The sequence below is a fragment of the Burkholderiales bacterium genome, assembly GCA_035560005.1.
Lineage (GTDB): Bacteria > Pseudomonadota > Gammaproteobacteria > Burkholderiales > Eutrophovitaceae > DASRFY01.
This window is the reverse complement of sequence record DATMAN010000058.1, coordinates 1-21,061: the sequence shown is the minus strand read 5'-3', so window position 1 is coordinate 21,061 and position 21,061 is coordinate 1. Positions and strand designations below refer to the sequence as shown.

22 protein-coding genes are annotated in these 21,061 nt (G+C 65.7%); 7 read left to right on the top strand and 15 right to left on the bottom strand.

Going from position 1 to position 21,061, the window contains the following annotated elements; translation table 11 throughout:
* Positions 1-68: 68 nt before the first annotated feature.
* From VNM24_08960 to VNM24_08945, 4 genes are all read right to left on the bottom strand, one after another.
* Positions 69-719 carry a lactate utilization protein C gene (locus tag VNM24_08960; GenBank protein ID HWQ38721.1) on the bottom strand — a complete coding sequence of 217 codons (651 nt, stop codon included), beginning with the start codon at positions 717-719 and terminating at the stop codon, positions 69-71.
* A gap of 20 nt (positions 720-739) precedes the next feature.
* Positions 740-1,687 carry a D-2-hydroxyacid dehydrogenase gene (locus tag VNM24_08955; protein HWQ38720.1) on the bottom strand — a complete coding sequence of 316 codons (948 nt, stop codon included), beginning with the start codon at positions 1,685-1,687 and terminating at the stop codon, positions 740-742.
* A 76-nt stretch (positions 1,688-1,763) separates the two neighbouring features.
* On the bottom strand, positions 1,764-3,191 hold the full coding sequence (locus VNM24_08950; protein ID HWQ38719.1) for a LutB/LldF family L-lactate oxidation iron-sulfur protein: 1,428 nt from the start codon (positions 3,189-3,191) through the stop codon (positions 1,764-1,766).
* Between the two features lie 137 nt (positions 3,192-3,328).
* Positions 3,329-4,069: a (Fe-S)-binding protein gene (locus tag VNM24_08945; protein ID HWQ38718.1), complete on the bottom strand. Its 741-nt coding sequence runs from the start codon at positions 4,067-4,069 to the stop codon at positions 3,329-3,331.
* Positions 4,070-4,310: 241 nt separating this feature from the next.
* Here VNM24_08945 and VNM24_08940 point away from each other — a divergent pair, with 241 nt between their 5' ends.
* Entirely contained in the window at positions 4,311-5,090 is a 780-nt protein-coding gene (locus VNM24_08940) for an IclR family transcriptional regulator (protein ID HWQ38717.1), read from the top strand.
* Between the two features lie 71 nt (positions 5,091-5,161).
* On the opposite strand, the gene pbpG is transcribed toward VNM24_08940, so the two are convergent.
* Both pbpG and VNM24_08930 read right to left on the bottom strand, forming a co-directional pair.
* Positions 5,162-6,040 carry a D-alanyl-D-alanine endopeptidase gene (gene pbpG, locus VNM24_08935; protein HWQ38716.1) on the bottom strand — a complete coding sequence of 293 codons (879 nt, stop codon included), beginning with the start codon at positions 6,038-6,040 and terminating at the stop codon, positions 5,162-5,164.
* Between the two features lie 211 nt (positions 6,041-6,251).
* A complete protein-coding gene (locus VNM24_08930; protein ID HWQ38715.1) occupies positions 6,252-8,108 on the bottom strand; it encodes an ABC transporter ATP-binding protein/permease in 1,857 nt (618 codons plus the stop codon).
* On the opposite strand from VNM24_08930, the gene VNM24_08925 reads away from it, so the two are divergent.
* From VNM24_08925 to VNM24_08915, 3 genes are read left to right on the top strand one after another with little or no spacing between them, the layout of a single operon-like run.
* Entirely contained in the window at positions 8,017-8,469 is a 453-nt protein-coding gene (locus VNM24_08925; protein HWQ38714.1) for a hypothetical protein, read from the top strand. The genes VNM24_08930 and VNM24_08925 overlap by 92 nt on opposite strands.
* Positions 8,466-8,921, top strand: coding sequence for a hypothetical protein (locus VNM24_08920; protein ID HWQ38713.1), 456 nt, complete (start codon positions 8,466-8,468; stop codon positions 8,919-8,921). Before VNM24_08925 ends, VNM24_08920 begins: the two co-directional genes overlap by 4 nt.
* A 31-nt stretch (positions 8,922-8,952) precedes the next feature.
* On the top strand, positions 8,953-9,864 hold the full coding sequence (locus tag VNM24_08915; protein ID HWQ38712.1) for an MBL fold metallo-hydrolase: 912 nt from the start codon (positions 8,953-8,955) through the stop codon (positions 9,862-9,864).
* 172 nt (positions 9,865-10,036) lie between these two features.
* Here VNM24_08915 and clsB read toward each other — a convergent pair whose 3' ends face one another.
* The 8 genes from clsB to VNM24_08875 all read right to left on the bottom strand — a co-directional run bounded on the left by clsB (position 10,037) and on the right by VNM24_08875 (position 17,115).
* A complete protein-coding gene (gene clsB, locus VNM24_08910) occupies positions 10,037-11,200 on the bottom strand; it encodes a cardiolipin synthase ClsB (protein ID HWQ38711.1) in 1,164 nt (387 codons plus the stop codon).
* Complete coding sequence (locus tag VNM24_08905; GenBank protein HWQ38710.1) at positions 11,197-11,946, bottom strand: endonuclease/exonuclease/phosphatase family protein; 750 nt, start codon at positions 11,944-11,946, stop codon at positions 11,197-11,199. The genes clsB and VNM24_08905 overlap by 4 nt, the downstream gene beginning before the upstream one ends.
* A complete protein-coding gene (locus VNM24_08900; protein ID HWQ38709.1) occupies positions 11,943-12,491 on the bottom strand; it encodes an SRPBCC family protein in 549 nt (182 codons plus the stop codon). Before VNM24_08900 ends, VNM24_08905 begins: the two co-directional genes overlap by 4 nt.
* A gap of 21 nt (positions 12,492-12,512) precedes the next feature.
* Positions 12,513-13,610, bottom strand: a complete 1,098-nt coding sequence (nadA, locus tag VNM24_08895; protein ID HWQ38708.1) for a quinolinate synthase NadA — start codon at positions 13,608-13,610, stop codon at positions 12,513-12,515.
* A gap of 62 nt (positions 13,611-13,672) precedes the next feature.
* Positions 13,673-14,128 carry a dihydroneopterin triphosphate diphosphatase gene (gene nudB / locus VNM24_08890; GenBank protein ID HWQ38707.1) on the bottom strand — a complete coding sequence of 152 codons (456 nt, stop codon included), beginning with the start codon at positions 14,126-14,128 and terminating at the stop codon, positions 13,673-13,675.
* Between the two features lie 179 nt (positions 14,129-14,307).
* On the bottom strand, positions 14,308-16,092 hold the full coding sequence (gene aspS / locus VNM24_08885) for an aspartate--tRNA ligase (GenBank protein HWQ38706.1): 1,785 nt from the start codon (positions 16,090-16,092) through the stop codon (positions 14,308-14,310).
* A gap of 64 nt (positions 16,093-16,156) precedes the next feature.
* A complete protein-coding gene (locus VNM24_08880) occupies positions 16,157-16,777 on the bottom strand; it encodes a DUF502 domain-containing protein (GenBank protein HWQ38705.1) in 621 nt (206 codons plus the stop codon).
* Between the two features lie 29 nt (positions 16,778-16,806).
* Positions 16,807-17,115 (bottom strand): FmdB family zinc ribbon protein, encoded by a 309-nt coding sequence (locus tag VNM24_08875; protein ID HWQ38704.1) that lies wholly within the window; start codon positions 17,113-17,115, stop codon positions 16,807-16,809.
* A gap of 124 nt (positions 17,116-17,239) precedes the next feature.
* Here VNM24_08875 and ugpQ point away from each other — a divergent pair, with 124 nt between their 5' ends.
* The 3 genes from ugpQ to VNM24_08860 are packed head-to-tail and all read left to right on the top strand — an operon-like array spanning position 17,240 to position 20,549.
* The gene (gene ugpQ, locus VNM24_08870; GenBank protein ID HWQ38703.1) at positions 17,240-17,989 is read left to right on the top strand and encodes a glycerophosphodiester phosphodiesterase; all 750 of its coding nucleotides are present in this window, start codon (positions 17,240-17,242) and stop codon (positions 17,987-17,989) included.
* Entirely contained in the window at positions 17,989-19,383 is a 1,395-nt protein-coding gene (locus VNM24_08865) for a bifunctional enoyl-CoA hydratase/phosphate acetyltransferase (GenBank protein HWQ38702.1), read from the top strand. The genes ugpQ and VNM24_08865 overlap by 1 nt, the downstream gene beginning before the upstream one ends.
* Positions 19,380-20,549 (top strand): acetate/propionate family kinase, encoded by a 1,170-nt coding sequence (locus VNM24_08860; GenBank protein ID HWQ38701.1) that lies wholly within the window; start codon positions 19,380-19,382, stop codon positions 20,547-20,549. The genes VNM24_08865 and VNM24_08860 overlap by 4 nt, the downstream gene beginning before the upstream one ends.
* 164 nt (positions 20,550-20,713) lie before the next feature.
* Here the strand turns inward: VNM24_08860 and VNM24_08855 are convergent.
* Positions 20,714-21,061: DUF6537 domain-containing protein (locus VNM24_08855; GenBank protein HWQ38700.1), on the bottom strand; the 348-nt coding region annotated here is incomplete at its 5' end.

Sequence of the window (21,061 nt, the reverse complement as noted above, 5' to 3'; positions counted from 1 at the left end):
GAAGCTCCGCCCTTTTCTTGAGCGCGGTGCCTAGACCGTCTCCCTCCGGCGGATCGATCAGCGGCGTCTCACGAGCCGATCAGCACGATATGCACCCTGAAGGGACCGTGGGCGCCCATCACCAGGGTCATCTCGATGTCGGCGGTGCGCGAAGGCCCGGATACGAAGTTGACCTGCCGCGGCAGCGAGCCTCGTTCGGCACGCAGCAGGTCCCACGCGTCCTCCATGGTGCGCACGATGCGCGCGACCGGCACGAGTGCGACGTGCGTGTCGGGAAGCAGGCTGGTGGCGGCGTGCTCATGCTCTCCGGACAGCAGCATCAGCGTGCCGGTCTCCGCGATTGCGCAGTAGGCGCCTGTGATTCCCACCTTGTCCTCTGCGCCGCAGGTGCGCGCTTCGACAGTGAGTCCTGCCGCGCGCCAGTCGAGCGCCGCGAATTGCGGCCAGCACACGCCCGAGAGCGGCAACTGGTGGTCGCGCAGGTAACGGGCGATCGCCTGCGGGGCGCGCCCGAGCTCCTCCACCGCGTCGAGCGTGGACTGCAGCGCGATGCAGCGTTCGCCGAAGCGCGCTTTGAGTTCGCCCGGCACGGTGGGCAGCGGCCCGCGCGGATGCTCGCGCAGGCGCGCAAGCACCGTCTCACGCTCTTCTGGCGTGGGTTCGCCGCCGCGGCGGTTCGCGCCCCGGATGCGCTGCAGGATGTTCTGCCTGGCTGCCATGTCCCGATGCTCTCCGTCACTCAGGTCAACAGGTTCTGGGGGCGACCTTGCGCCCACGCCTCGATGTTGGCGATCAACTGCTCGGCGAACGCGGCGAGCGCCTTGTCGCCCGCCCATGCGATGTGCGGCGTGACGATCAGGTTCGGCAGCCGCAATTCGAGCAAGGGACTGCCCTCGCGCGGAGGCTCGCGCGTGAGCACGTCCAGGCCCGCCCCGGCGATCCACCCGTCCTTCAGGGCCCGCAGGAGCGCTCCCTCGTCGACCAGCCCGCCGCGCGCCGTGTTGATGAGCACCGCGCTTTTTTTCATCGCGCGCAACTGCGCTTCGCCGATCATGTGGCGTGTGCGCTCGGTCAGCGGGCAGTGCAGCGCCACCGCATCGGCCGTCGCGAGCAGCTCCGCCAGCGGTACGAAGGGGCCGGGACCGGTCTTCGGGCCGTCATGGTCGGCAAACACGACGTCCATGCCGAAACCGCGCGCGATCCGCGCCGTCCCCTGCCCGATCGCGCCTTCGCCCGCGATCCCCAGCCGGGCGCCATGGAGGTCGGTGATCGGATGGGTATACAAACAGAAGGGCGCGGCCTTCTGCCATAGCCCCGCCTCCACGTCCGCGCGGTACGCCAGCAGGTTGCGGCGCAGCGCGAGCAGCAGCGCGAAGGTATGCTCGGGCACGGTATGCTCGGCGTAACCGCGCACGTTGGACACGCCGATGCCGTGTTCGCGGCAGTAATCCAGATCGAAGGCGTCGTAGCCGGTGCCGGCGATCGCGATGAAGCGGATGGCGGGGAACTTGGCGAGCGTGGCTCCTTTGAGCGGGATCTTGCTCGACACCACGATCGTCGCCCCCGCCAGGCGCGCCTCCAGTTCGGCCTCGCTGGTCGCGGGATATTCGGCCCACTCGTGCGCGAAGCGAGGCCGCCGCAGCGGCGCGGGAAAGATGGCGCGATCCAGAAAGACGATCCGGTGCATTTTTCAAGGCCCGGCGAACCACCAACACCAAACGTGGCGGGGAGAGCGTTCGGGCTGTCCTTGGCGCCCCGGGTGGCTAGTCCGGTCGTTGTTGTCGGCGTTTGCGTTGCGCGTCATAGATCTCGCGGAAGGTCACCCCCTTCGGTGCGGGCAGATCGCGTTCCCGGGTCCATTCGGCGCCCGCGAAGGGCAGCCGGTGCAGCAGCCTTTCGCGACCTCCCGCCCAGCGGCCCAGGCGCGCCGCGATCGCGGTCAGCCATCCGTAGAGCGCCGGCCGGGCGGCGGTCCAGGCCCACGCCTTCAGCGCCCAGCGTTCTGCAGCGGGACGCAACCGGCGCTCGAACTGCTTTTCGCGCAGCTTGCGCATCAGATCGGGCAGAGGAATCTTCACCGGGCAGGCGACCCCGCACTGATTGCACAGCGTGGCGGCGTTGGGCAGATCGAGCGCCTTCTCCAGCCCGACGTAGGCCGGCGTCAGCACCGACCCGATGGGCCCCGGGTAGACCCAGCCGTAGGGGTGGCCGCCGATATTCTGATAGACGGGGCAGTGGTTCATGCAGGCGCCGCAGCGGATGCAGCGCAGGGCTTCCCTCAGCTCCGATCCCAGCACCCGGCTACGGCCGACATCCACCACCACGACGTGAAATTGCTCCGGTCCGTCCTTGTCGCGCGGCCGCTTCGGGCCGCTCGTGAACGAGAGGTAGTTGCTGATCGATTGTCCGGTCGCGGAGCGCGTGAGCAGCCGCAGGATGAGCGACACGTCTTCCAGCGTGGGGATGATCTTCTCGATGCCCGCGATCGCCACGTGGACGCGGGGAAGCGTCGTGGTCATGCGCCCGTTGCCCTCGTTGGTGACGATCATCGTCGAGCCAGTCTCTGCGATCAGGAAATTGGCGCCGGTGATGCCCATGTCGGCGGTGAGAAAGTGCGGGCGCAGGATCTCGCGCGCTTCGTGCGTGAGCGCGGGGATCTCCGTCAGGCGCGCACGCCGGTGCTTCTGCGCAAAAAGGTCAGCGATCTCGTCCCTGGACTTGTGAATCGCCGGGGCGATGATGTGCGAGGGGTGATCGCCCGCCTGCTGGATGATGTATTCGCCCAGATCGGTCTCCACCACCTCCAGCCCCCCGCGCTCCAGATATTCGTTCAGACCGGTCTCCTCGCCCAGCATCGATTTCGATTTGATCACCTTGCGCACGGCATTGCGCTGAGCGATGTCGAGCACGATGCGGTTCACCTGCTCGGGCGTCTCGGCCCAGTGGACGACAGTCCCAGCTGCCGCGGCCCTGGCTTCCCATTGCTCGAGGTAGAGATCCAGGTATTCGAGCGCGTGATCGCGGATCGCGGCGGCCGCATCGCGGATCTCCTCGAAGTTGTCCAGTTCGAGGATGGACCTCGCACGGGCAACGACGAAGCGGCCCTTGGCGTTCGCCAGCGCTTTCTGCACCTTGGGGTCGGCGAGCTTGTGCGAAGCGACCCGTTTGAACTCCTGGGATGTGACTCGCATCGTCAGACCCGAGCACACATCGGCAGCCGCCGCACCGGCGCAGGGCGCGGAGAAAGCAGCGCACGGAGCGTTCGCCACTGCCTTGTGTCTCTGCTTTTCAAATGTTGGTCCTTGGCGTGGATTTCAGGACGGCCGTGCTATTCGATCTCGTCTCCGGTCATGCCGGCCAGCACTTCGGCTACGTGCAGCACCCGGGTGCGCATGTCGCCGCGGCGGCGCAGCCGTCCTTCGATGTTGAGCATGCAACCGAGGTCGCCCAGCACCACGGCGTCGGCGCCGGTCTTCTCGATGTCCTCGCACTTCTGATCGGCAATGCGCGCCGAAATGTCGCCGTACTTGACGGCAAACGTGCCGCCGAAACCGCAACACTGTTCGGGCTGCTCCATTTCCCTGATCGTGAGCCCCTGCACCCGTGCCAGCAGCGCACGCGGCTGCGACTTCAACCCCAGTTCACGCAGCCCGGAACAGGAATCGTGATAAGTGATGGTGCCTTCGAAGCGCCCCGGCACCGCCTCCAGTCCGGCCACGTTGACCAGAAAGTCGGTCAGCTCGTGGGTCTTGGCGCACAGCGACTGTACCCTGCCCTTCAGCTCGGCATATTCCGACAGGAGTTGCGGGTAATGCGTCCGAATCATTCCGGCGCATGATCCCGAGGGTGCTACCACGTAGTCGCAATCCTCGAATTCGGCGATCACTTTTTTCGCCAAAGCCTGCGCGGACTTGCGGTCGCCCGAGTTGTAGCCGGGCTGCCCGCAGCAGGTCTGGGTCCGCGGCACCACCACCTCGCAGCCCGCCTCCTCCAGCAACCTCAATGCCGCCAGCCCCACGCTCGGGCGCATGAGGTCGGCAAGACAGGTAACGAACAGACCCACTCGCATATCGCTTGGTCAGCACCGCGGCTGAAACTGGGAGCGTGAGCGCGCACAGATTGCGCGCTTTCACGGACGGCCTAAGGGCATGCGCCGCGCGCCGACATGCGGCGCAACAACGCGCGCCGCATGTTAGCACACGCTCCGCGCGCTCTTGGCGAGTCGGCGGAGATCGGGTGGCGGATTGCCTCCCGCCCTGGGCTCGGCTACCATTTCCGCATTGCAGCAATCGAATGGCATGACTCCGCAGATGGCCGAATCCGCCGCCAAGCCCTCGATTCAGGTGATCGAGCGCATGATGGACCTGCTCGATGCATTGTCACGCTCCGGCGAGCCGGTGAACCTCAAACGGCTGGCCAATGTCACCGGTCTGCATCCTTCGACCGCCCACCGCATCCTCAACGTGCTGGTGGAATACCGGATGGTCGACCGTATCGAGCCGGGCACTTACCGCTTGGGAATCCGCCTGCTGGAGCTGGGCAACCTGGTCAAGTCGCGGATCAACGTGCGTGCGGAAGCACTGCCCTACATGCGCCAGCTGCACCAGGAGCTGCACGAGACGGTGAACCTGTCCGTGCGTCAGGGCGACGAGATGGTTTACGTGGAGCGCATTCACTCCGACCGCGCCGCGATGCGGGTGGTCCATCTGATCGGTGCGCGCGCGCCGCTGCACATCACGGCGGTGGGCAAGATCTTTCTGCTGCAGGACGGCCCGGAAAAGCTGCAGGAATACGCCGCGCGCACCGGGCTGCCGGTGTTCACGAAGAACACCATTCGCGACACGCTCGCGCTTGCCAAGGAACTCGAGCGCATTCGCAAGCTCGGCTACGCGCTGGACAACGAGGAGGCCGAAAAGGGCGTGTCGTGCATCGGGGCGGGCATCCACGACGACGAAGGCCGGCTGGTCGCGGGGCTTTCGGTGTCGGCGCCTTCCAATCGGCTGGACAAGGCGTGGGGGCCGCGCGTGAAGGAAGTGGCCGACCTGATCTCGCGCGCAATCGGCTATCGCGCCGGGATCCGGGCAGCGTAAAGGGCTTGCGGGCTTTTTCGGGCCGAGGAGGGCCCTGCGAGACGGTGCCGGCGACCCCGCGCGCCGGTGATTCAGGAACGCATGGCCGCGCGCTGCGCGATATCGGTTTCCAGCCAGCGCTTGATGCGGTTCGCATCGCCGATCCGCGTCAGTTTGCCCCACGAATCCAGCAACACGATGATCAGTGGCTTGTCCGCGATGCGCGCCTGCATGACCAGGCAGCGGCCGGCTTCGCTGATGTACCCGGTCTTGGACAGGCCGATCTGCCACTTGGAACTGCGCACCAGGCGGTTGGAATTCACGAAATGCAGCACGCGCGGGCGCCGCGTGCCGGCCACCGCCTGCAAGCGGGCCGAATCCGCCGTGGTGTACTCGCGGATCAGCGGATATTCGTGCGCAGCCGCCACGAGTTTCGCGAGGTCGGCGGCGGTGGAAACGTTACCTGGATTGAGCCCGGTCGCGTCGACGAAGCGCGTGTCGTTCATGCCGAGAAGACGGGCCTTGCGGTTCATGGCGTCGACGAACACCTCGCTCCCGCCGGGGAAGGTGCGCGATAGCGCGGCGGCGGCGCGGTTCTCGGATGCCATCAGCGCGAGCTTGAGCAGGTCGGAGCGGGTCAGTTCCAGGCCGATCGCCAGCTTCGAGCGAGAACCCTTGTAGCGATCCACGTCCGCCCGCTCGATGGTCACGGATTCGCCGAGCGGTGCTCCGGAATCCAGGATGACGATTGCGGTCATCAACTTGGTAATCGAAGCGATCGGCAGCACCTGGTCTTCGTTCTTGCCGAACAGGAGTTCTCCGCTCTCCTGATCGATCACCAAGGCAGCCCCGGACTTGATTCCCAGCTTGACGTAATGGGCCCGCGCCGGCGGGCCAGCGGTCTGCTCAGCCACAGCCGATGTTGCGGCCAGTCCCGTCAGGCACGCAGTCAAAACAGCGAGCAAACGCATCGACACTCCAGTCCTCGCAGTCGTTGTTGTAGTCAGGATTGCCGGCGGCGGGCGTACCGATTGGCGTGCCCAGCGACCTTGTGGAGCGCGGCTCGATCTCCCTTTGCACGAGCTGCGCGACTACAACATACCAAAAATCAGTCACTAAGCAAAGATTTCGCGAAAACCTATGAAGAGCCGCCCGTGTCTCTCGCCAAATCAAATACTTAGTCTAAGTTCCCGGCGCTCGAATGGCTGCGGTCTCGACACCGTGCGCCTGAGACTGTGCCTGCTCCTGCTGCAAAGCCCACATGCTGGCGTACGTCCCGCCCCTTGCGAGCAGCTCGGCGTGCCGTCCTCGTTCGACCACCCGCCCGTGCTCCAGCACGAGGATCTGGTCGGCGTCGACCACGGTGGAGAGCCGGTGCGCGATCACCAGGGTGGTGCGTTCGGCGGCGATCCGGTCCAGTTCAGCCTGAATCGCCTTCTCGGACTTCGAATCGAGCGCGGAAGTCGCCTCGTCGAAGATCAGGATCTGCGGATTCTTGAGCAGCGCGCGGGCAATGGCCACGCGCTGCTTTTCTCCGCCCGATAGCTTCAGCCCGCGCTCCCCGACCATGGTGTCGTACTTGTCGGGGAGACTCTGGATGAAGTCGTGGATATGGGCGGCGCGCGCTGCGGCGATGACCTCGTCGCGGCCGGCGCCGGGATCTCCGTAGGCGATGTTGTAGAAGATCGTGTCGTTGAACAGCACCGTGTCCTGGGGAACGATCCCGATGGCCGCACGCAGGCTTTTCTGAGTCACGTCGCGAATGTCCTGTCCGTTGATCGTGATGCGCCCGCCGGTCACGTCGTAGAAACGGAACAGCAGTCGTGCCAGAGTCGACTTGCCCGAGCCGCTCGGGCCTACTACCGCCACGGTCTTTCCCGCGGGTATCTCGAAGCTCACGTCGAACAGAATCTGGCGGCGTGGCTCGTAGCTGAAGTCCACGCGCTCGAACCGCACCGTGGGATTCGAGGCGTTGAGGTCGGGTGCGCCGGGTTTGTCCTCGATCTCGCGATGCTCGGCGAGCAGCCGGAACATGCGGTCCATGTCGATCAGCGACTGCTTGATCTCGCGATAGACCATGCCGAGGAAGTTGAGGGGAATGTAGAGCTGGATCAGCAGCCCGTTCACCAGTACCAGGTCGCCCAGGGTCAGCGTTGCGGAAACCACGCCCTGCGCCGCCAGGATCATCAGCAGCGTGACGGCCACGGCGATGATCGCGCTCTGGCCGATGTTGAGCAGTCCGAGCGACATCTCGCGCTGCACTTCGGCTGCCTCGTATTTCTGCAGATTTTCGTCGTAGCGGCGCGCCTCGTAGTCCTCGTTGTTGAAGTATTTCACCGTTTCGTAGTTGAGGAGGCTGTCTATGGCGCGCGTATTGGCCTTGGAGTCCATCTCGTTGGCGCGGCGCTGGATGCCGATCCGCCACTCGGTGATGGTGATCGTATAGGCGATGTACACGACCACCGCCGAGAACGTCACGGCGGTGAAGCGCCAGTCGAACTTGGCCAGCAGCACCGCCGCCACCAGGCCGAACTCGAGCACCACCGGGATGATCGAGAACAGCATGTAGGACAGCAGCTGCGAGATGCCGCGGGTGCCGCGCTCGATATCGCGCGATACGCCGCCGGTCTGCCGCTCCAGGTGAAAACGCAGGCTCAGGCTGTGCAGGTGGCGAAACACCTGCAGCGCCACGCGCCGGATCGCGCGCCGCGTCACCCGCACGAACACCACGTCGCGCAACTCGGCGAACAGCGTCGTGGACAGGCGCAGCGCCCCGTAGACGACGAGCAGCGACAAGGGCAGGATGATAGCCTGCGCGGTGCCTTGCAGGCCGTCGACGATTTCCTTCATGACCAGCGGCACGCCGACGTTGGCGAGCTTGGCGCTGACCAGGAAGGCGAGCGCGATCAGCACCCGCCAGCGGAACTCCCACAGATAGGGCAACAGCATGCCGACCACACGCCACTCGCCCCTTGTGGGCAGCGGTTTCGAACCGAACGGGATGGCGCCGGCCGGAAGGCGGCGCGTTTCGTGGGCCAAGGTGGATGCAGCCGGCAACGCGATGGACGTGCGCATTCTACTCTGGGCAGACCGATTCCCTGCACCGCGGCGGCGCAGCCGGCAGAAGCGCGCCCGTGCGATCGAAACCTCGATGGTGCTGTATATGGCGCCGCGCTCGGTGAACATGCCTGAGGCGGCACGCGATGTTCATTCCGGCAGCGACCGCCTGACCCGTCGTCGCGCTGCCGACGGCGTGTGTTCCCGCACCGGGACCCCTCGCGATGCCACGCCGGCGAGCGCGGACAAGAGCGGGCGCATCGTGGCGGCGATCGGGCGCCGGATCGCCTCGGAAGTCGACGCCGTGCGCGCCTCGCCGCTGCCGGCGAGGACCGGTCAATGAGAGTTCTGGGCTGGTTTCTGGCCTTGGCCGCGGTCGTCGGGCTGCTCGCGGCCGCCTACACCTGGTTCGTCCTGACCTGGAGCTACTCCACGGGCGAGCGCGCGGGCTACGTACAGAAGCTGTCCAGGAAAGGCTGGATCTGCAAGACCTGGGAGGGCGAGCTGGCGATGGTGACCATGCCAGGCACGATGACCGAGAAATTCCTGTTCAGCGTGCGCGACGATGCGGTCGCCGAGCAGATCAACCGCTCCATGGGCCGGCGCGTCTCGCTGCATTACGAAGAGCACGTGGGCGTGCCGACGACTTGCTTCGCGGAGACCCCCTACTTCATCACCGCCGTGAGGGTGGTCGAGGATCCGCACATCGTAGCCCCGCTGCCCACACCCGCCGCACCGCCCCAGCCGCCCGCGCAGCAGGCGCCCGCCGAACGGCCGCCGGACGGCCCGCAATAGGCGGGGCAAAGGCAAGCGTGTATCCACACGTATGACCGTCGCGCTTGCGCCGCAGATCGGGGTCGTCGTCCGCGACTGGCTCAACTCCAACCAGATCGTGCTGCGGGGCCGCCAGACGGTGGTCATCGACACCGGTTACGGACGCGACGCGCAGGAGACCCTGCGGCGCGTGCGCGCGGCACTCGGCGCGCGCCACCCGGATTGCGTCGTCAATACGCATTGTCACTCAGATCACATGGGTGGCAACGCACTGCTCGCGCGCAGCTTCGCCTGCCCGATCGCCATCCCCCACGGCGAAGCACCGCTCATCGAGCGCTGGGACGAACAGGCGCTCTGGCTGAGTTACGCGGATCAGCGCTGCGAGCGCTTCGCGCCCGCACGCACAATCGCGCCGGGCGAGCGGCTCGAGTGGGGCGACGCGCAGTGGCAGGCCATTCCCGCGCCGGGCCACGATATGAACGCACTCATGTTCTGGTGTGAAACGCAGCGCATCCTGATCAGCGGCGATGCGCTGTGGGAGAACGGCTTCGGCGTGCTGCTGCCGGATGCACTGCGCGAAGCGCGCCTGCATGCAACGCGTTCGACGCTCGAAGCGATCGGCGCGCTCAAGCCGCGCATCGTGATCCCCGGTCACGGCGCACCTTTCACGGACGTGGCAGCCGCGCTGGATCGGGCCTGGCGCCGACTGGAAGCGCTGGCTGCGGACGAACTGCGCATGGCGCGCGCAGTGCTCCGGACGATGTTCGTGTTCTCGCTGCTCGATCGCCGTGCGCTGCCCGCTGCGGGGCTGCCCGACCGTCTCGCCTCGGTTCCGCTCTACGTTGACTACAACACGCGCTTTTTCGGCCACACCCCCGAACGCCTCGCGCAGTGGTTGCTCGACGATCTCGTCGCGGCGGGCGCGGTGATCGTGCGCGACGGCCAGCTGTTGCCGCGCGGCTGAGCGGGCGGGGAGCACAGGAAAAAGAAACGGCGACCGTCGAGGACGGCCGCCGTCAAGTCACACCTATGGCTAGGAACTGCCGCGGACGGAACTTGGCGCCCCATCCACAGACGCGCCTATTATTGCGCGCGGGAAGCGTTTCGGGTGTTAGCAATTGTAAACGGGCCCGGCTTCAGGGCGCGTCTTCGCGCGTGGCATACCCAAAGACACCCATCGCCAGTCGCACCGCCCCATAGGCGAGCCAGGTCAGGGCCCGTTCGTGCAACGGGGGTTTCCATACCGCCCGGCGAACCGGCCGGGCGCCGGTCTCGATGGCGTGCGCGAGGCTCGCGCGCAATTCCCCGGCAAAACCCTCGTCGAGCACCACGACATTGGCCTCCCGTGCCAGCAGGAAACTGATGGGATCCAGGTTGGATGAACCGACCGTCGCCCAGGCCTCATCGGCCACGGCGACCTTGGCGTGCAGGAAGCTGCGCATGTACTCGTGGATCTCGACGCCGGCGTCCAGCAGCTGCCGGTACAGAGCGCGGGAAGCGTAGTGCAGCATCACGTACTCGACCTTTCCCTGCAGGAGCAGCACGATCCGCACGCCGCGCGCCACCGCCTCGCACAAGGCGCGCCGGAAGCGCATGCCGGGCAGAAAGTAGGCGCACGCGATCACGACCTCGCTCCTGGCGTTGGCGATCGCGTCCAGATACGCTTCCTCGATGTCGTGACGATGGCGGAAATTGTCCCGAACCAGGAAAGCGGCGCTTTGCGCGCCGACCTTGCGCAGGTCCGGTCGCGGCCGGGAACGCAATCGGCGGCGCGCCGCCTTGAGTTGAAGCCAGGCGGTACGCATCCACAACTGGCGCGCGGCGCGATGCATGTCGGCGATCAGCGGTCCCTCCACCCGCACCGCGTAATCGAACCTCGGTGGCGTATGGCCCGGGGTGTTGCGGTCGTCGATGATGTTGATGCCGCCGCAGAAACCCACCCTCGCGTCGATCACCGCGAGCTTGCGGTGCATCCTGCGCAGGCGGTGGCGCTGCAGGCGCCACAGAAACTGGCCGGGGCGGTAGACGAGCAACTGCACGCCGGCCATATCCATCTTCGAGCGCAGGTCGTCGGGAAATTCCCGGGAACCGAATCCGTCGATCAGGACGTGCACGTCCACGCCTCGGCGCGCGGCCCTGATCAGCGCATCCGCGATGCGATAGCCCGTCTCGTCTGCCTCGTAGATGTAGGTTTCGAGGTAGATCTCGCGCTCGGCCGAGTCGATCGCGCGCTCCAGTTCTGGAAAGTACTCGGCACCGCTTTCCAGAAGCCGGATGCGGTTGCCCGGCCTGACGATCATGCGCGCTCGAGAAGGGCGGAGAGTGCGACGTGATCCGAGATGCGCGCCCAGCGGCTGTCACGGTGCGCGTGCGCGAGCCGCACCCTGAAGCCCCGGATGTAGATGCGGTCGAGGTGCAGCAGGGGAAGCAGCGCCGGATAGCTGCGCGCAGGCCGGCCATGCGCGTGCTCGAACACTTCCGTCATGCCCAGCGACAGCGCCAAGCGGTCGCTCACCTTGCGGCGCCAGTCGTTGAAATCGCCCGCGATGACCAGTGGGTCTTCGCGCGGCACCAGGCGCCCGATCCTGTCATGCAGGACCTCGATCTGCTTCCTGCGCCAATGGGCAAAAAGGCCCAGGTGCACGTTGATGCAATGCAGCCGGCGGTCCCAGCCCGGAACCTCGATCTCGCAGTGCAGGAGGCCGCGATTCTCCAGCCGCGACATCGAGATGTCCTCGTTGTCCCATCTCACGATCGGATATTTGGAAAGAATGGCGTTGCCATGATGGCCCGCGTCGTACACGGCGTTCTTGCCGTACGCGAAGTCGCCCCACAGGGTATCGGCCAGGAACTCGTACTGCGGGGCGGTGGGCCAGTTCTGGTGCAGCAACTGGTGGCGCGCGTGGCTGCCCTGCACCTCCTGCAGAAACACGATGTCCGCGCCCAGGGTTCGCAGCCGCTCGCGCAGGTCGTGCAGCGAGACGCGCAGCTTGAAGTGAGAAAACCCCTTGTGGATGTTGTAAGTGACGATCTGCAGCGTCTTCATTTCTTTCCCGCAAGGTCCGCGCGTCGTTCCATTTCCTCGGCGACCGCCTGCAGCTTCCGGCGGATCGACAGCCGGACGAGCGATGTCCCGATCAACGGCGGCACCCAGAAGTCCGGTTCGATGGAGGATCGGTAGCGCACCACTCGGCGCGCGCCCTCGTCCTCGATCGTCACTTCAGTGTCCAGCCGCCTCAGATCGCCTGCGATGGCGCGAAACAGGATGCGCGACGGCGGGTATTCCTCGATCTCCAGCGTCGCCGAGACCTCCCTGGCGAAGAAAAGGATACCAAACTCGCCCTTCTGCTCAACGCGCCGGGGAACGTCGCCGATGAGACGTGACAGTTTCAGATCCGGAACAAAGGCCCGGTAGCCCGCGTAGTCGGTGAGAACCTGCCAGACCGTGACCCGGTCGGCGGCGACCGCGGAAGTGGCTTGCACCAGGTACAGGCCGCCGGATTTCGAGACGCTGACGTCGGTCTGCGCCGCCTGTGCCGGAAGCACAAACAGCACCGAGAGCAGCGTCACGGACGGGATGCGCGGCTGCATTGCCCGGTCCGCGGCGCGGGATCACGACACCTGGAGCATGCGGTCCAGCGCGAGCCTGGCCAGCGCCTTTTCGTGGTCGGGCACCCCGATGCGGTTCACCACGTTGCCTTCGACCAGGTTCTCCAGACACCAGGCCAGGTGCTGAGGATCGATACGGTTCATGGTCGAGCACATGCAGATGAGCGGCGACATGAACTGCACGATCTTGCCCTGTGGCTTGAACTCTTCGGCGATGCGGTTGACGAGGTTCAGTTCCGTGCCGACCAGCCAGCGCGTGCCGGCAGGCGCCTCGCGGATGGTCTTGATGATGTATTCGGTCGATCCGACGTAGTCGGAGAGCTTGCAGACCTCGAAGCGGCACTCCGGGTGGGAGATGACCAGTCCGTCGGGGTGCTGGTTACGAAACTTCAGCACGTGCTGCGGCTGGAACATCTGATGCACGGAACAGTGCCCCTTCCACAGCAGGATTCTGGCGGAGCGGATCTGCTCGGAGGTGAGCCCACCCATCCATTCGTCAGGGTCCCACACCGGCATCTCGTCCAGCGGGATGCCCATCTGGTACCCGCTCCAGCGGCCCAGGTGCTGGTCGGGGAAGAACAGGACCTTGCTCCGGCGCGCGAACGACCACTCCAGGATCTGCCGGGCGTTGGACGACGTGCAGACGATGCCGCCGTGCTCGGCGCAGAACGCCTTGAGATCGGCCGCCGAATTGATGTAGGTGACCGGCGTGACCTCCTCCTGCGGATCGAGCACCTCTGCCAGTTCGTTCCACGCGCGCTGCACCTTCGCAAGATTGGCCATGTCGGCCATGGAGCAGCCTGCCGCGAGATCGGGCAGGATCGAGACCTGGTTCGGCTTGGACAGAATGTCGGCAACTTCGGCCATGAAGTGCACGCCGCAGAACACGATGTAATCCGCGTCGGTCTGCGCCGCGAGCTTGGACAGCTTGAGGGAATCGCCGGTGAGGTCGGCGTGCTTGTACACGTCGGCGCGCTGATAGTGGTGACCCAGTATCACCGCCTTTTTGCCCAGAGCGCGCTTGGCCGCGACGATGCGCGCCTCGCACTCCAGATCCTGCAACTCGCTGTAGCGCTCGAACGCAATTGCCGGCGCCGCCATGCCCGTCATCTCCTCGCTTGCCGGTGGATCCGTGATGAGAGAAAAGTTAACACATGAGACCGTCAGGCGCGACCTTCGTTCTGCGCGTATTCGGGCAACGCCCGCAACGCAGCGGCGTTGCTCCAGGAAAAGACCTTCTGCGCCGCGAGGTCATGCGCAAGCCACTGATATCCGAGATGTTCGCGCGGCGCCAGGCGGATTTCGAGTGGCCGCGGAACCAGCAGACCGAACACATGCTCGGTGTTGCGCGACACGCCGGGCGCGTACCGCCAGCGCCATTCGGGGAAGATCTCGTAGACGTTGCTGAGCTTCCAGTCGCGCAGCCGATACCGAGTGGCATCGATCCCGGTTTCTTCCTCCACCTCCCGGATCGCAGTCTGCTCCAGCGTCTCGCCTTCGTGCTGGCTGCCGGTGACCGACTGCCAGTAGCCGGGATGATCGGCGCGTTCCAGCAGAAGCACTCGCAAGTCCGGTGTGTGGATCACCACGAGCACCGACACCGGGATCTTGTACTTCATTCGCTCTCGCCTCAGAGACGCAGAGCCACGCAGAGAACCAATGTCGATCCTTACCATCGAGTCGACAAGACACCCGTCCTGCTCGATCTCTTTTTTCTCTGCGTGCCTTTGCGCCTCGATGCTTTTGTTGTGAACATTCCGTGTCTCGAAAGCTCTCTGTGCCTCTGCGTCTCTGAAGTTCAGTCCGTTCTTTCTTTCACCGGGTTGCGCAGGCGGATGTGCAGCTCGCGCAGCTGTTGCTCGGTCACCGGGGATGGCGCCCCGGTGAGCAGATCCTGGCCGCGCTGGGTCTTGGGGAAGGCGATCACGTCGCGGATTGATTCCGCCCCACACATCAGTGCCACGATGCGGTCCAGCCCGAAGGCGATGCCGCCGTGCGGAGGTGCTCCGTACTTCAGCATGTCGAGCAGGAAGCCGAATTTCGCGCGCTGGTCTTCGGCAGAGATCCTGAGCGCGCGAAACACCTGTTCTTGCAGCTCCGGCCGGTAGATCCGCACCGAGCCGCCGCCGATCTCCCAGCCGTTCAAGACCATGTCGTAGGCTTTGGCATAGGCCTTTTCCGGCGCGCTTTCGACGTAGCGCTCATGCCCGTTCTTGGGTGCGGTAAACGGATGATGGCGTGCCATCCACTGCTTGTGCTCTTCGTCGTACTCGAACATCGGGAAGTCGACCACCCACAGCGGCCGCCAGCCACGCTCCGCCAGTCCCCGATCGTGACCGAGCTTCTGCCGCAGCGCGCCCATGGAATCGTTGACGATCTTCGCGCGGTCGGCGCCGAAGAAGATGAGATCGCCGTCGCGCGCTCCGCAGCGCTCCAGGATCTGGTGCATGACTTCGTGCGGCAGGAATTTCAGGATCGGCGACTGCAGGCCCTCCGTGCCCCGGGCTCTCTCGTTGACCTTCACGTAGGCCAGTCCTTTGGCGCCGTAGATCGACACGAACGCGGTGTAGTCGTCGATCTCCTTGCGCGAGAGCGTACCGCCTCCGGGAAGTCTGAGCGCGACCACGCGCCCGTCCGGCATGCTGGCGGCGGTGCGAAACACCTTGAACTCCACCTGCTTCACGAGGTCGGTCAGCTCGGTGAGCTGCAGGGGCACGCGCAGGTCGGGCTTGTCGCTGCCATAGAGGCGTATTGCGTCGTCGTAGCGCAGCACAGGGAACGGATCCGGCAGCTCGGTGCGCAGCACGTCGCGAAACACCTGGCGGATCATCGCTTCCATGATCGCGCGGATCTCCTCCTCGTCGAGAAATGAGGTCTCCACGTCGATCTGGGTGAACTCCGGCTGGCGGTCGGCCCTGAGGTCCTCGTCTCGGAAACACCTGACGATCTGGTAGTAGCGGTCGAAGCCGGCCATCATCAGCATCTGCTTGAAGAGCTGCGGAGACTGGGGCAGCGCGTAGAAATGCCCGTCGTGCAGCCGCGAAGGAACCAGGAATTCCCGCGCGCCTTCCGGGGTGGACTTGTACAGAAACGGCGTTTCGATGTCCACGAAACCGTGGGCATCGAAGAATCGGCGCACCGACATCGTCACGCGGTAACGCAATAGCAGGTTCTTCTGCATCTGCGGACGGCGCAAGTCCAGCACACGCTTCTCCAGGCGAACCGTCTCGGACAGATCGTCGTCGTCCATCTGGAACGGCGGAGTAAGCGAGGCGTTCAGGATTTCGATGCGATCGGCAAGCACCTCGATCTCGCCGGAGCGCAGGTCGGGATTCACCGTGCCCTCCGGGCGGCGACGCACTTGGCCGATGACCTGGATCACGTACTCGTTGCGCAGCCGGTCTGCCGTCCGGAAAGTCTCCGGGTTATCCGGATCGCAGACGATCTGGACCAGCCCCTCGCGGTCGCGCAGGTCGATGAAGATGATGCCGCCGTGATCGCGACGTCGATGCACCCAGCCACAAAGAGTCACCGTATGGTCAAGATACTTGCTCGTGATCAGACCGCAATAGTCGGTACGCATGTTCCTTGTCTGGAGTTATTGCGAAATCGGGCCGGCGGATCGACCCGCGGCGGTGGCAGCGCCCTCAGTCGGCGAGCGCGTCGCTCCTGGGATTGGGATTCTCGGGCGGCGCCACGCCCATGGAAATGATGTACTTCAGTGCGGCATCGACGCTCATGTCCAGCTCGATGACGTCATGGCGCGGCATCATCAGAAAGAAGCCGGAAGTCGGATTGGGCGTGGTCGGCACGTAAACGCTCACATAGTCTCCGGCCAGGTGATTCGACACGTCCCCGCCGGGTGTCCCGGTCAAGAAGGCAATGGTCCACGAACCCTGTCGTGGGTACTGCACGAGAAGCGCCCTGCGGAACGCCTGGCCGTTGGACGAGAACAGCGTGTCGGAGACCTGCTTGACGCTGGAATAGACCGACTTCACGACCGGGATGCGAGCCAGCAACGCCTCCCAAGTCTGCACCAGCCGCTGTCCCAGTATGTTGGCGGCGAGCATCCCGGTGAGCAAGACCACCACGAACGCGACCAGCACGCCCAGGCCGGGAATATGGAAACCCAGCCATCGCTGCGGCTGCCATCCCTGCGGCAGCAGAAGCAGCGTGTAGTCCAGCGTGCCCACCAGTAGGCCCAGCACCCAGACCGTGATGACCAGCGGCACCCAAACCAGCAGCCCCGCGATGAGGTAGCGCTTCACCTAGGGGGCTCAGAACAATGTGGGCACGCTCACTCGCACGCGGGACAGGCACCAGCGCCGCAGGTGGTGTCGGAAGCGGCCGCTTCTTTGCCTTTCGAATCAGCACCGGCTTTCGCCTCGTCCCGATGCGCCTTGCCTTTGCCGCCGCTCGCGGCGTTGTTGCGGAAGTCGGTCACGTACCATCCGCTACCCTTGAGCTGAAAGCCGGCCACCGATACCAGCTTACGCAGCGAAGGCTGACGGCACGACGGGCAATCGGTGAGCGGCGGGTCACTGATTTTTTGCAGGACTTCGTGCTCCTCCCCGCAGGACGCGCAGCGGTACTCGTAGATCGGCATCGTATCCCCCTAAAAACAAAGGACAAGTATAACTGATTCAAATCCCGATACTGGCCTGAACTATATGGGCTTGCCAAGTCATTGCAAGGGCGGCCGCCAGGCGCACCCTATAATCGGCGGGTCCATGAGCCCACCGCGTCCTCTTTGGCCCTACCCACGCGTCATTGCCCACCGCGGCGCCGGTGCACTCGCCCCGGAGAACACGCTCGCGGCGCTGCGGTTGGGGCGCAACCGGGGCTTTCGCGGGGTAGAGTTCGACGTCAGGCTGTCGGGCGATGGCGTGCCGGTGCTCATGCACGACGAGACCCTGGAGCGCACCACCGACGGCCGGGGCCGAGTAGCCGACACCGCCTACGAAGTTCTCCAGCGGCTCGACGCCGGGGGGTGGTTCGGTAACGAGTTCCTGGGTGAACCGGTTCCGGCGCTGGCCGCCGCCATCGCGCTTTGCCAGCAAAGCGGCCTGTGGGCCAACATCGAGCTCAAGCCCTGCCCTGGCAGGGAGGTCGAAATCGGGCGCGCCGTGGCGCGCGTCGTGCAGCTCGCCGGCGCGGGTCCGCAGCCGCACCTGCTCTCCTCCTTTTCGATCGAGGCCCTGGAAGCGGCGAAACAGGAGGCGCCGCGACTTCCGCGCGGTCTGCTGGTCGAGGCCCCACCCGGGGACTGGAAGGCGCGGCTGGACCAGCTCGAATGCGTATCGCTGCACGCCGATTGGCGTCACCTCGATCGGGAGCGCGTGCGCCAGATCCATTCGGCGGGCTTCGCCGTGCTCGCCTATACGGTCAACGATTCCGAAGCCGCGCTCCAACTGCTCGGCTGGGGAGTCGACGCGCTGGTCACGGACCAGCTCGATGCGATCGGACCCGACTTCGCGTAGTGGAATTCATCGAGAACAGGACCTTCGACGAGATCGCGGTGGGCGACAGCGCGAGCCTCACGCGCACCCTGACGCCCCGGGACATCCGGCTCTTCGCGGCAATGTCGGGAGACGTCGACCCGGCGCACTTGGACCCGGGGTACGCCGGGAACAGCCTGTTCCGTGAACTCATCGCGCACGGCATGTGGGGTGGAACGCTCATCTCCACGGTGCTCGGCACCCGGTATCCCGGCCCGGGAACGATCTACGTCAGCCAGACCCTGCATTTCGCTCACCCCGTCACCATCGGCGATACGCTCACGGTGACGGTTACCGTCAAGGAGAAGTTCGAACGCACCAGACACGTGATCTTCGAGTGCCGCTGCGTCAACCAGGATGCTCGCGTCGTGATCAGCGGCACGGCCGAAGTTCTCGCGCCTGCCGAGAAGGTGCGCCGACCGCGGATGCCGCTTTCGGCGGTACGGCTGCACGAGGCGGCGAGTCATTACGATCAACTGCTCGCCAAGGCCAAGGGCCTGTCTCCGATCACGGTGGCGGTCGCACATCCCTGCGACCAAGACTCGCTCGGCGGCGCGCTCGCCGCCGCCGAAGCGGGGCTGATCGTCCCGATCCTGGTCGGCCCGCCACACCGGATCCGCGCCGCGGCCCAGGAGCTGGGTGCCGACCTGTCGCGCTGCGAACTGGTCGCCACGGAACACAGCCACGCCTCCGCTGCGGCATCGGTCGAGCTGGCACGCCGCGGGCGCGTGGAAGCCCTGATGAAGGGCAGCCTGCACACCGACGAGTTGATGGCCGAGGTGGTCGCCGCCAGTTCCGGCTTGCGCACGGCTCGGCGCATCAGTCACGTGTTCGTGATGGACGTGCCTTCCTATCCGAAGCCTCTGCTCATCACCGACGCGGCGATCAACATCGCCCCTGATCTCGAGGACAAGCGCGACATCGTGCAGAACGCGATCGACCTGGCCCTTACGCTGGGCATTCCCGAACCCAAGGTCGCGATCCTGTCCGCGGTGGAGACCGTCACGCCGAAGCTGAAGTCCACGCTGGAAGCCGCGGCCCTGTGCAAGATGGCCGAGCGCGGTCAGATCACCGGCGGCATTCTCGACGGGCCGCTCGCCTTCGATAACGCCGTGTCGGCTGCGGCGGCCAAGTCCAAGGGCATCGTGTCCGCGGTCGCCGGCCGCGCCGACATCCTCGTGGTACCCGATCTAGAATCGGGCAACATGATCGCGAAGCAACTGGAATATCTCTCCGACGCGCAAGGCGCCGGGGTCGTGCTCGGTGCGCGCGTGCCGATCGTGCTCACCAGCCGGGCGGATCCGATTCCCGCACGCATTGCCTCCTGTGCGGTGGCTTTGCTCATGGCGCGCAGGAGGCTCCCGCGAGCACCGTGAGCGACGCGCTGGTCGTCCTCAACGCCGGCTCCTCGAGCATCAAGTTCGCGCTCTTCTCGCGCGAGGCGACTTGCCTGCTGCGCGGACTGGTGGACGGACTGGGTGCCAATCCGAAGTTCGCCGCATGGGATGCCGACGGCAGCGCGCTGGTGACGCAGCCTTTGCCTCCGGCGGCGGACCACGCCGCCGCGATCGCCCTGGCACTTGACTGGATCGAAACCAACGACCAAGGATTGGCGCTGCTCGGCGCCGGGCATCGCGTGGTGCACGGCGGCGACCGCTACGCGCAGCCGGTGATCGTTGACGAAGAGGTACTGCGCGCGCTCGACGCGCTTGTGCCGCTCGCACCGCTGCACCAGCCGCACAATCTCGCGGCGATCCGCGCCGTGGCGGCGCAGCGGCGCGGACTGCCGCAGGTGGCATGCTTCGACACCGAGTTCCATCAGACCCAGCCCGAACTGGCACGGCTGTTTCCCTTGCCGAAGACTTTTGCCGATGCGGGCATCAAGCGCTACGGTTTCCACGGGCTGTCCTACGAATACGTGGCGCGCCGGCTGCCCGGGGTCATCGGCGATCGCGCGCAAGGCCGGGTCGTCGTCGCCCATCTGGGCAACGGCGCGAGCCTGTGCGCGATGCAGGCACGCAGAAGCATCGCCACGACTATGGGATTCACCGCGCTCGACGGATTGATGATGGGCACGCGCAGCGGCTCGATCGATCCCGGAGTGCTGCTCTACCTGATGGACGAGCTCACGATGAGCAGCCGCGAGGTGGCGCGGCTTCTCTATCATGAGTCGGGGTTGCTCGGAGTCTCCGGCGTGTCGCACGACGTGCGCACGCTGCTCGCTTCGTCGAATCCGCGCGCGCGCCTCGCGCTGGATCTCTTCGTATATCGCATCGCCCGCGAACTGGGTTCGCTGGCCGCTGCCCTGGGTGGACTGGACGCGCTGGTGTTCACCGCCGGCATCGGCGAGCATGCCGCGCCGGTTCGAGCCGCGGTGTGCGAGCAGGCACGCTGGCTGGGTGTCGAACTCGACCCGAAGGCCAACCTCGCCAACGGACCGATCATCAGCGCGCCGGGCAGCCGCGTCACCGTGTCGGTGGTTCCCACCGACGAAGAAGAGATGATCGCGCGCCACGCGCTGCAGGCGCTGCAGATTGGCTGAAGTCGTCGGTCGGGTGCCGCGGATTGCGCAATCGCGCCGCGACGCCTCGTCTGACTCCAGGCACCGGGCTGTCGCACGCATCGAAGGCGAAGGCGCGTCAGTTCGTTCGGCGGGCCGAGCGAGGCGGCCCGGGCGCGTGCAAACTCGATGACGAAGGACGGCGGCTACGCGGCCGTACGCATCTTCGCCGGCGCGCGCAGCGCGGCCAGTAACTCGGCCTCCTTGGCTTTGGCCTTCTTCAGGTTGCGTTCCTTGATGTGGCCGAAACCGCGGATTTCTTCCGGAATGCCGGCGATGCGCACCGCCAGTGCGTGGTTCCCGGCATCGAGCTTTCCGAGAATCTCCTCGATCACCGCCTCGTAGTCCCTGACGAGCTGGCGCTCCACCTTGCGCTCGCGACTGTAGCCGAAGGGATCAAGCGCGCTGCCGCGCAGAAAGCGCAGTCTTGCGAGCAGCCTGAACGCAGCGAACACCCAAGGTCCATACTCGGCCTTGATCAGCTCGCCGGTTTC

Coding starts and splice junctions, on each gene's coding strand:
- VNM24_08955 (HWQ38720.1), bottom strand. CDS start 1,687: ATGCACCGGATCGTCTTTCTGGATCGCGCCATCTTTCCCGCGCCGCTG.
- ugpQ (HWQ38703.1), top strand. CDS start 17,240: ATGAGCCCACCGCGTCCTCTTTGGCCCTACCCACGCGTCATTGCCCAC.
- pbpG (HWQ38716.1), bottom strand. CDS start 6,040: ATGCGTTTGCTCGCTGTTTTGACTGCGTGCCTGACGGGACTGGCCGCA.
- nudB (HWQ38707.1), bottom strand. CDS start 14,128: ATGAAGTACAAGATCCCGGTGTCGGTGCTCGTGGTGATCCACACACCG.
- VNM24_08960 (HWQ38721.1), bottom strand. CDS start 719: ATGGCAGCCAGGCAGAACATCCTGCAGCGCATCCGGGGCGCGAACCGC.
- VNM24_08920 (HWQ38713.1), top strand. CDS start 8,466: ATGAGAGTTCTGGGCTGGTTTCTGGCCTTGGCCGCGGTCGTCGGGCTG.
- VNM24_08905 (HWQ38710.1), bottom strand. CDS start 11,946: ATGAAGACGCTGCAGATCGTCACTTACAACATCCACAAGGGGTTTTCT.
- VNM24_08925 (HWQ38714.1), top strand. CDS start 8,017: ATGCCGACCACACGCCACTCGCCCCTTGTGGGCAGCGGTTTCGAACCG.
- nadA (HWQ38708.1), bottom strand. CDS start 13,610: ATGGCGGCGCCGGCAATTGCGTTCGAGCGCTACAGCGAGTTGCAGGAT.
- clsB (HWQ38711.1), bottom strand. CDS start 11,200: ATGATCGTCAGGCCGGGCAACCGCATCCGGCTTCTGGAAAGCGGTGCC.
- VNM24_08950 (HWQ38719.1), bottom strand. CDS start 3,191: ATGCGAGTCACATCCCAGGAGTTCAAACGGGTCGCTTCGCACAAGCTC.
- VNM24_08900 (HWQ38709.1), bottom strand. CDS start 12,491: ATGCAGCCGCGCATCCCGTCCGTGACGCTGCTCTCGGTGCTGTTTGTG.
- VNM24_08945 (HWQ38718.1), bottom strand. CDS start 4,069: ATGCGAGTGGGTCTGTTCGTTACCTGTCTTGCCGACCTCATGCGCCCG.
- VNM24_08875 (HWQ38704.1), bottom strand. CDS start 17,115: ATGCCGATCTACGAGTACCGCTGCGCGTCCTGCGGGGAGGAGCACGAA.
- VNM24_08915 (HWQ38712.1), top strand. CDS start 8,953: ATGACCGTCGCGCTTGCGCCGCAGATCGGGGTCGTCGTCCGCGACTGG.
- VNM24_08940 (HWQ38717.1), top strand. CDS start 4,311: ATGGCCGAATCCGCCGCCAAGCCCTCGATTCAGGTGATCGAGCGCATG.
- aspS (HWQ38706.1), bottom strand. CDS start 16,092: ATGCGTACCGACTATTGCGGTCTGATCACGAGCAAGTATCTTGACCAT.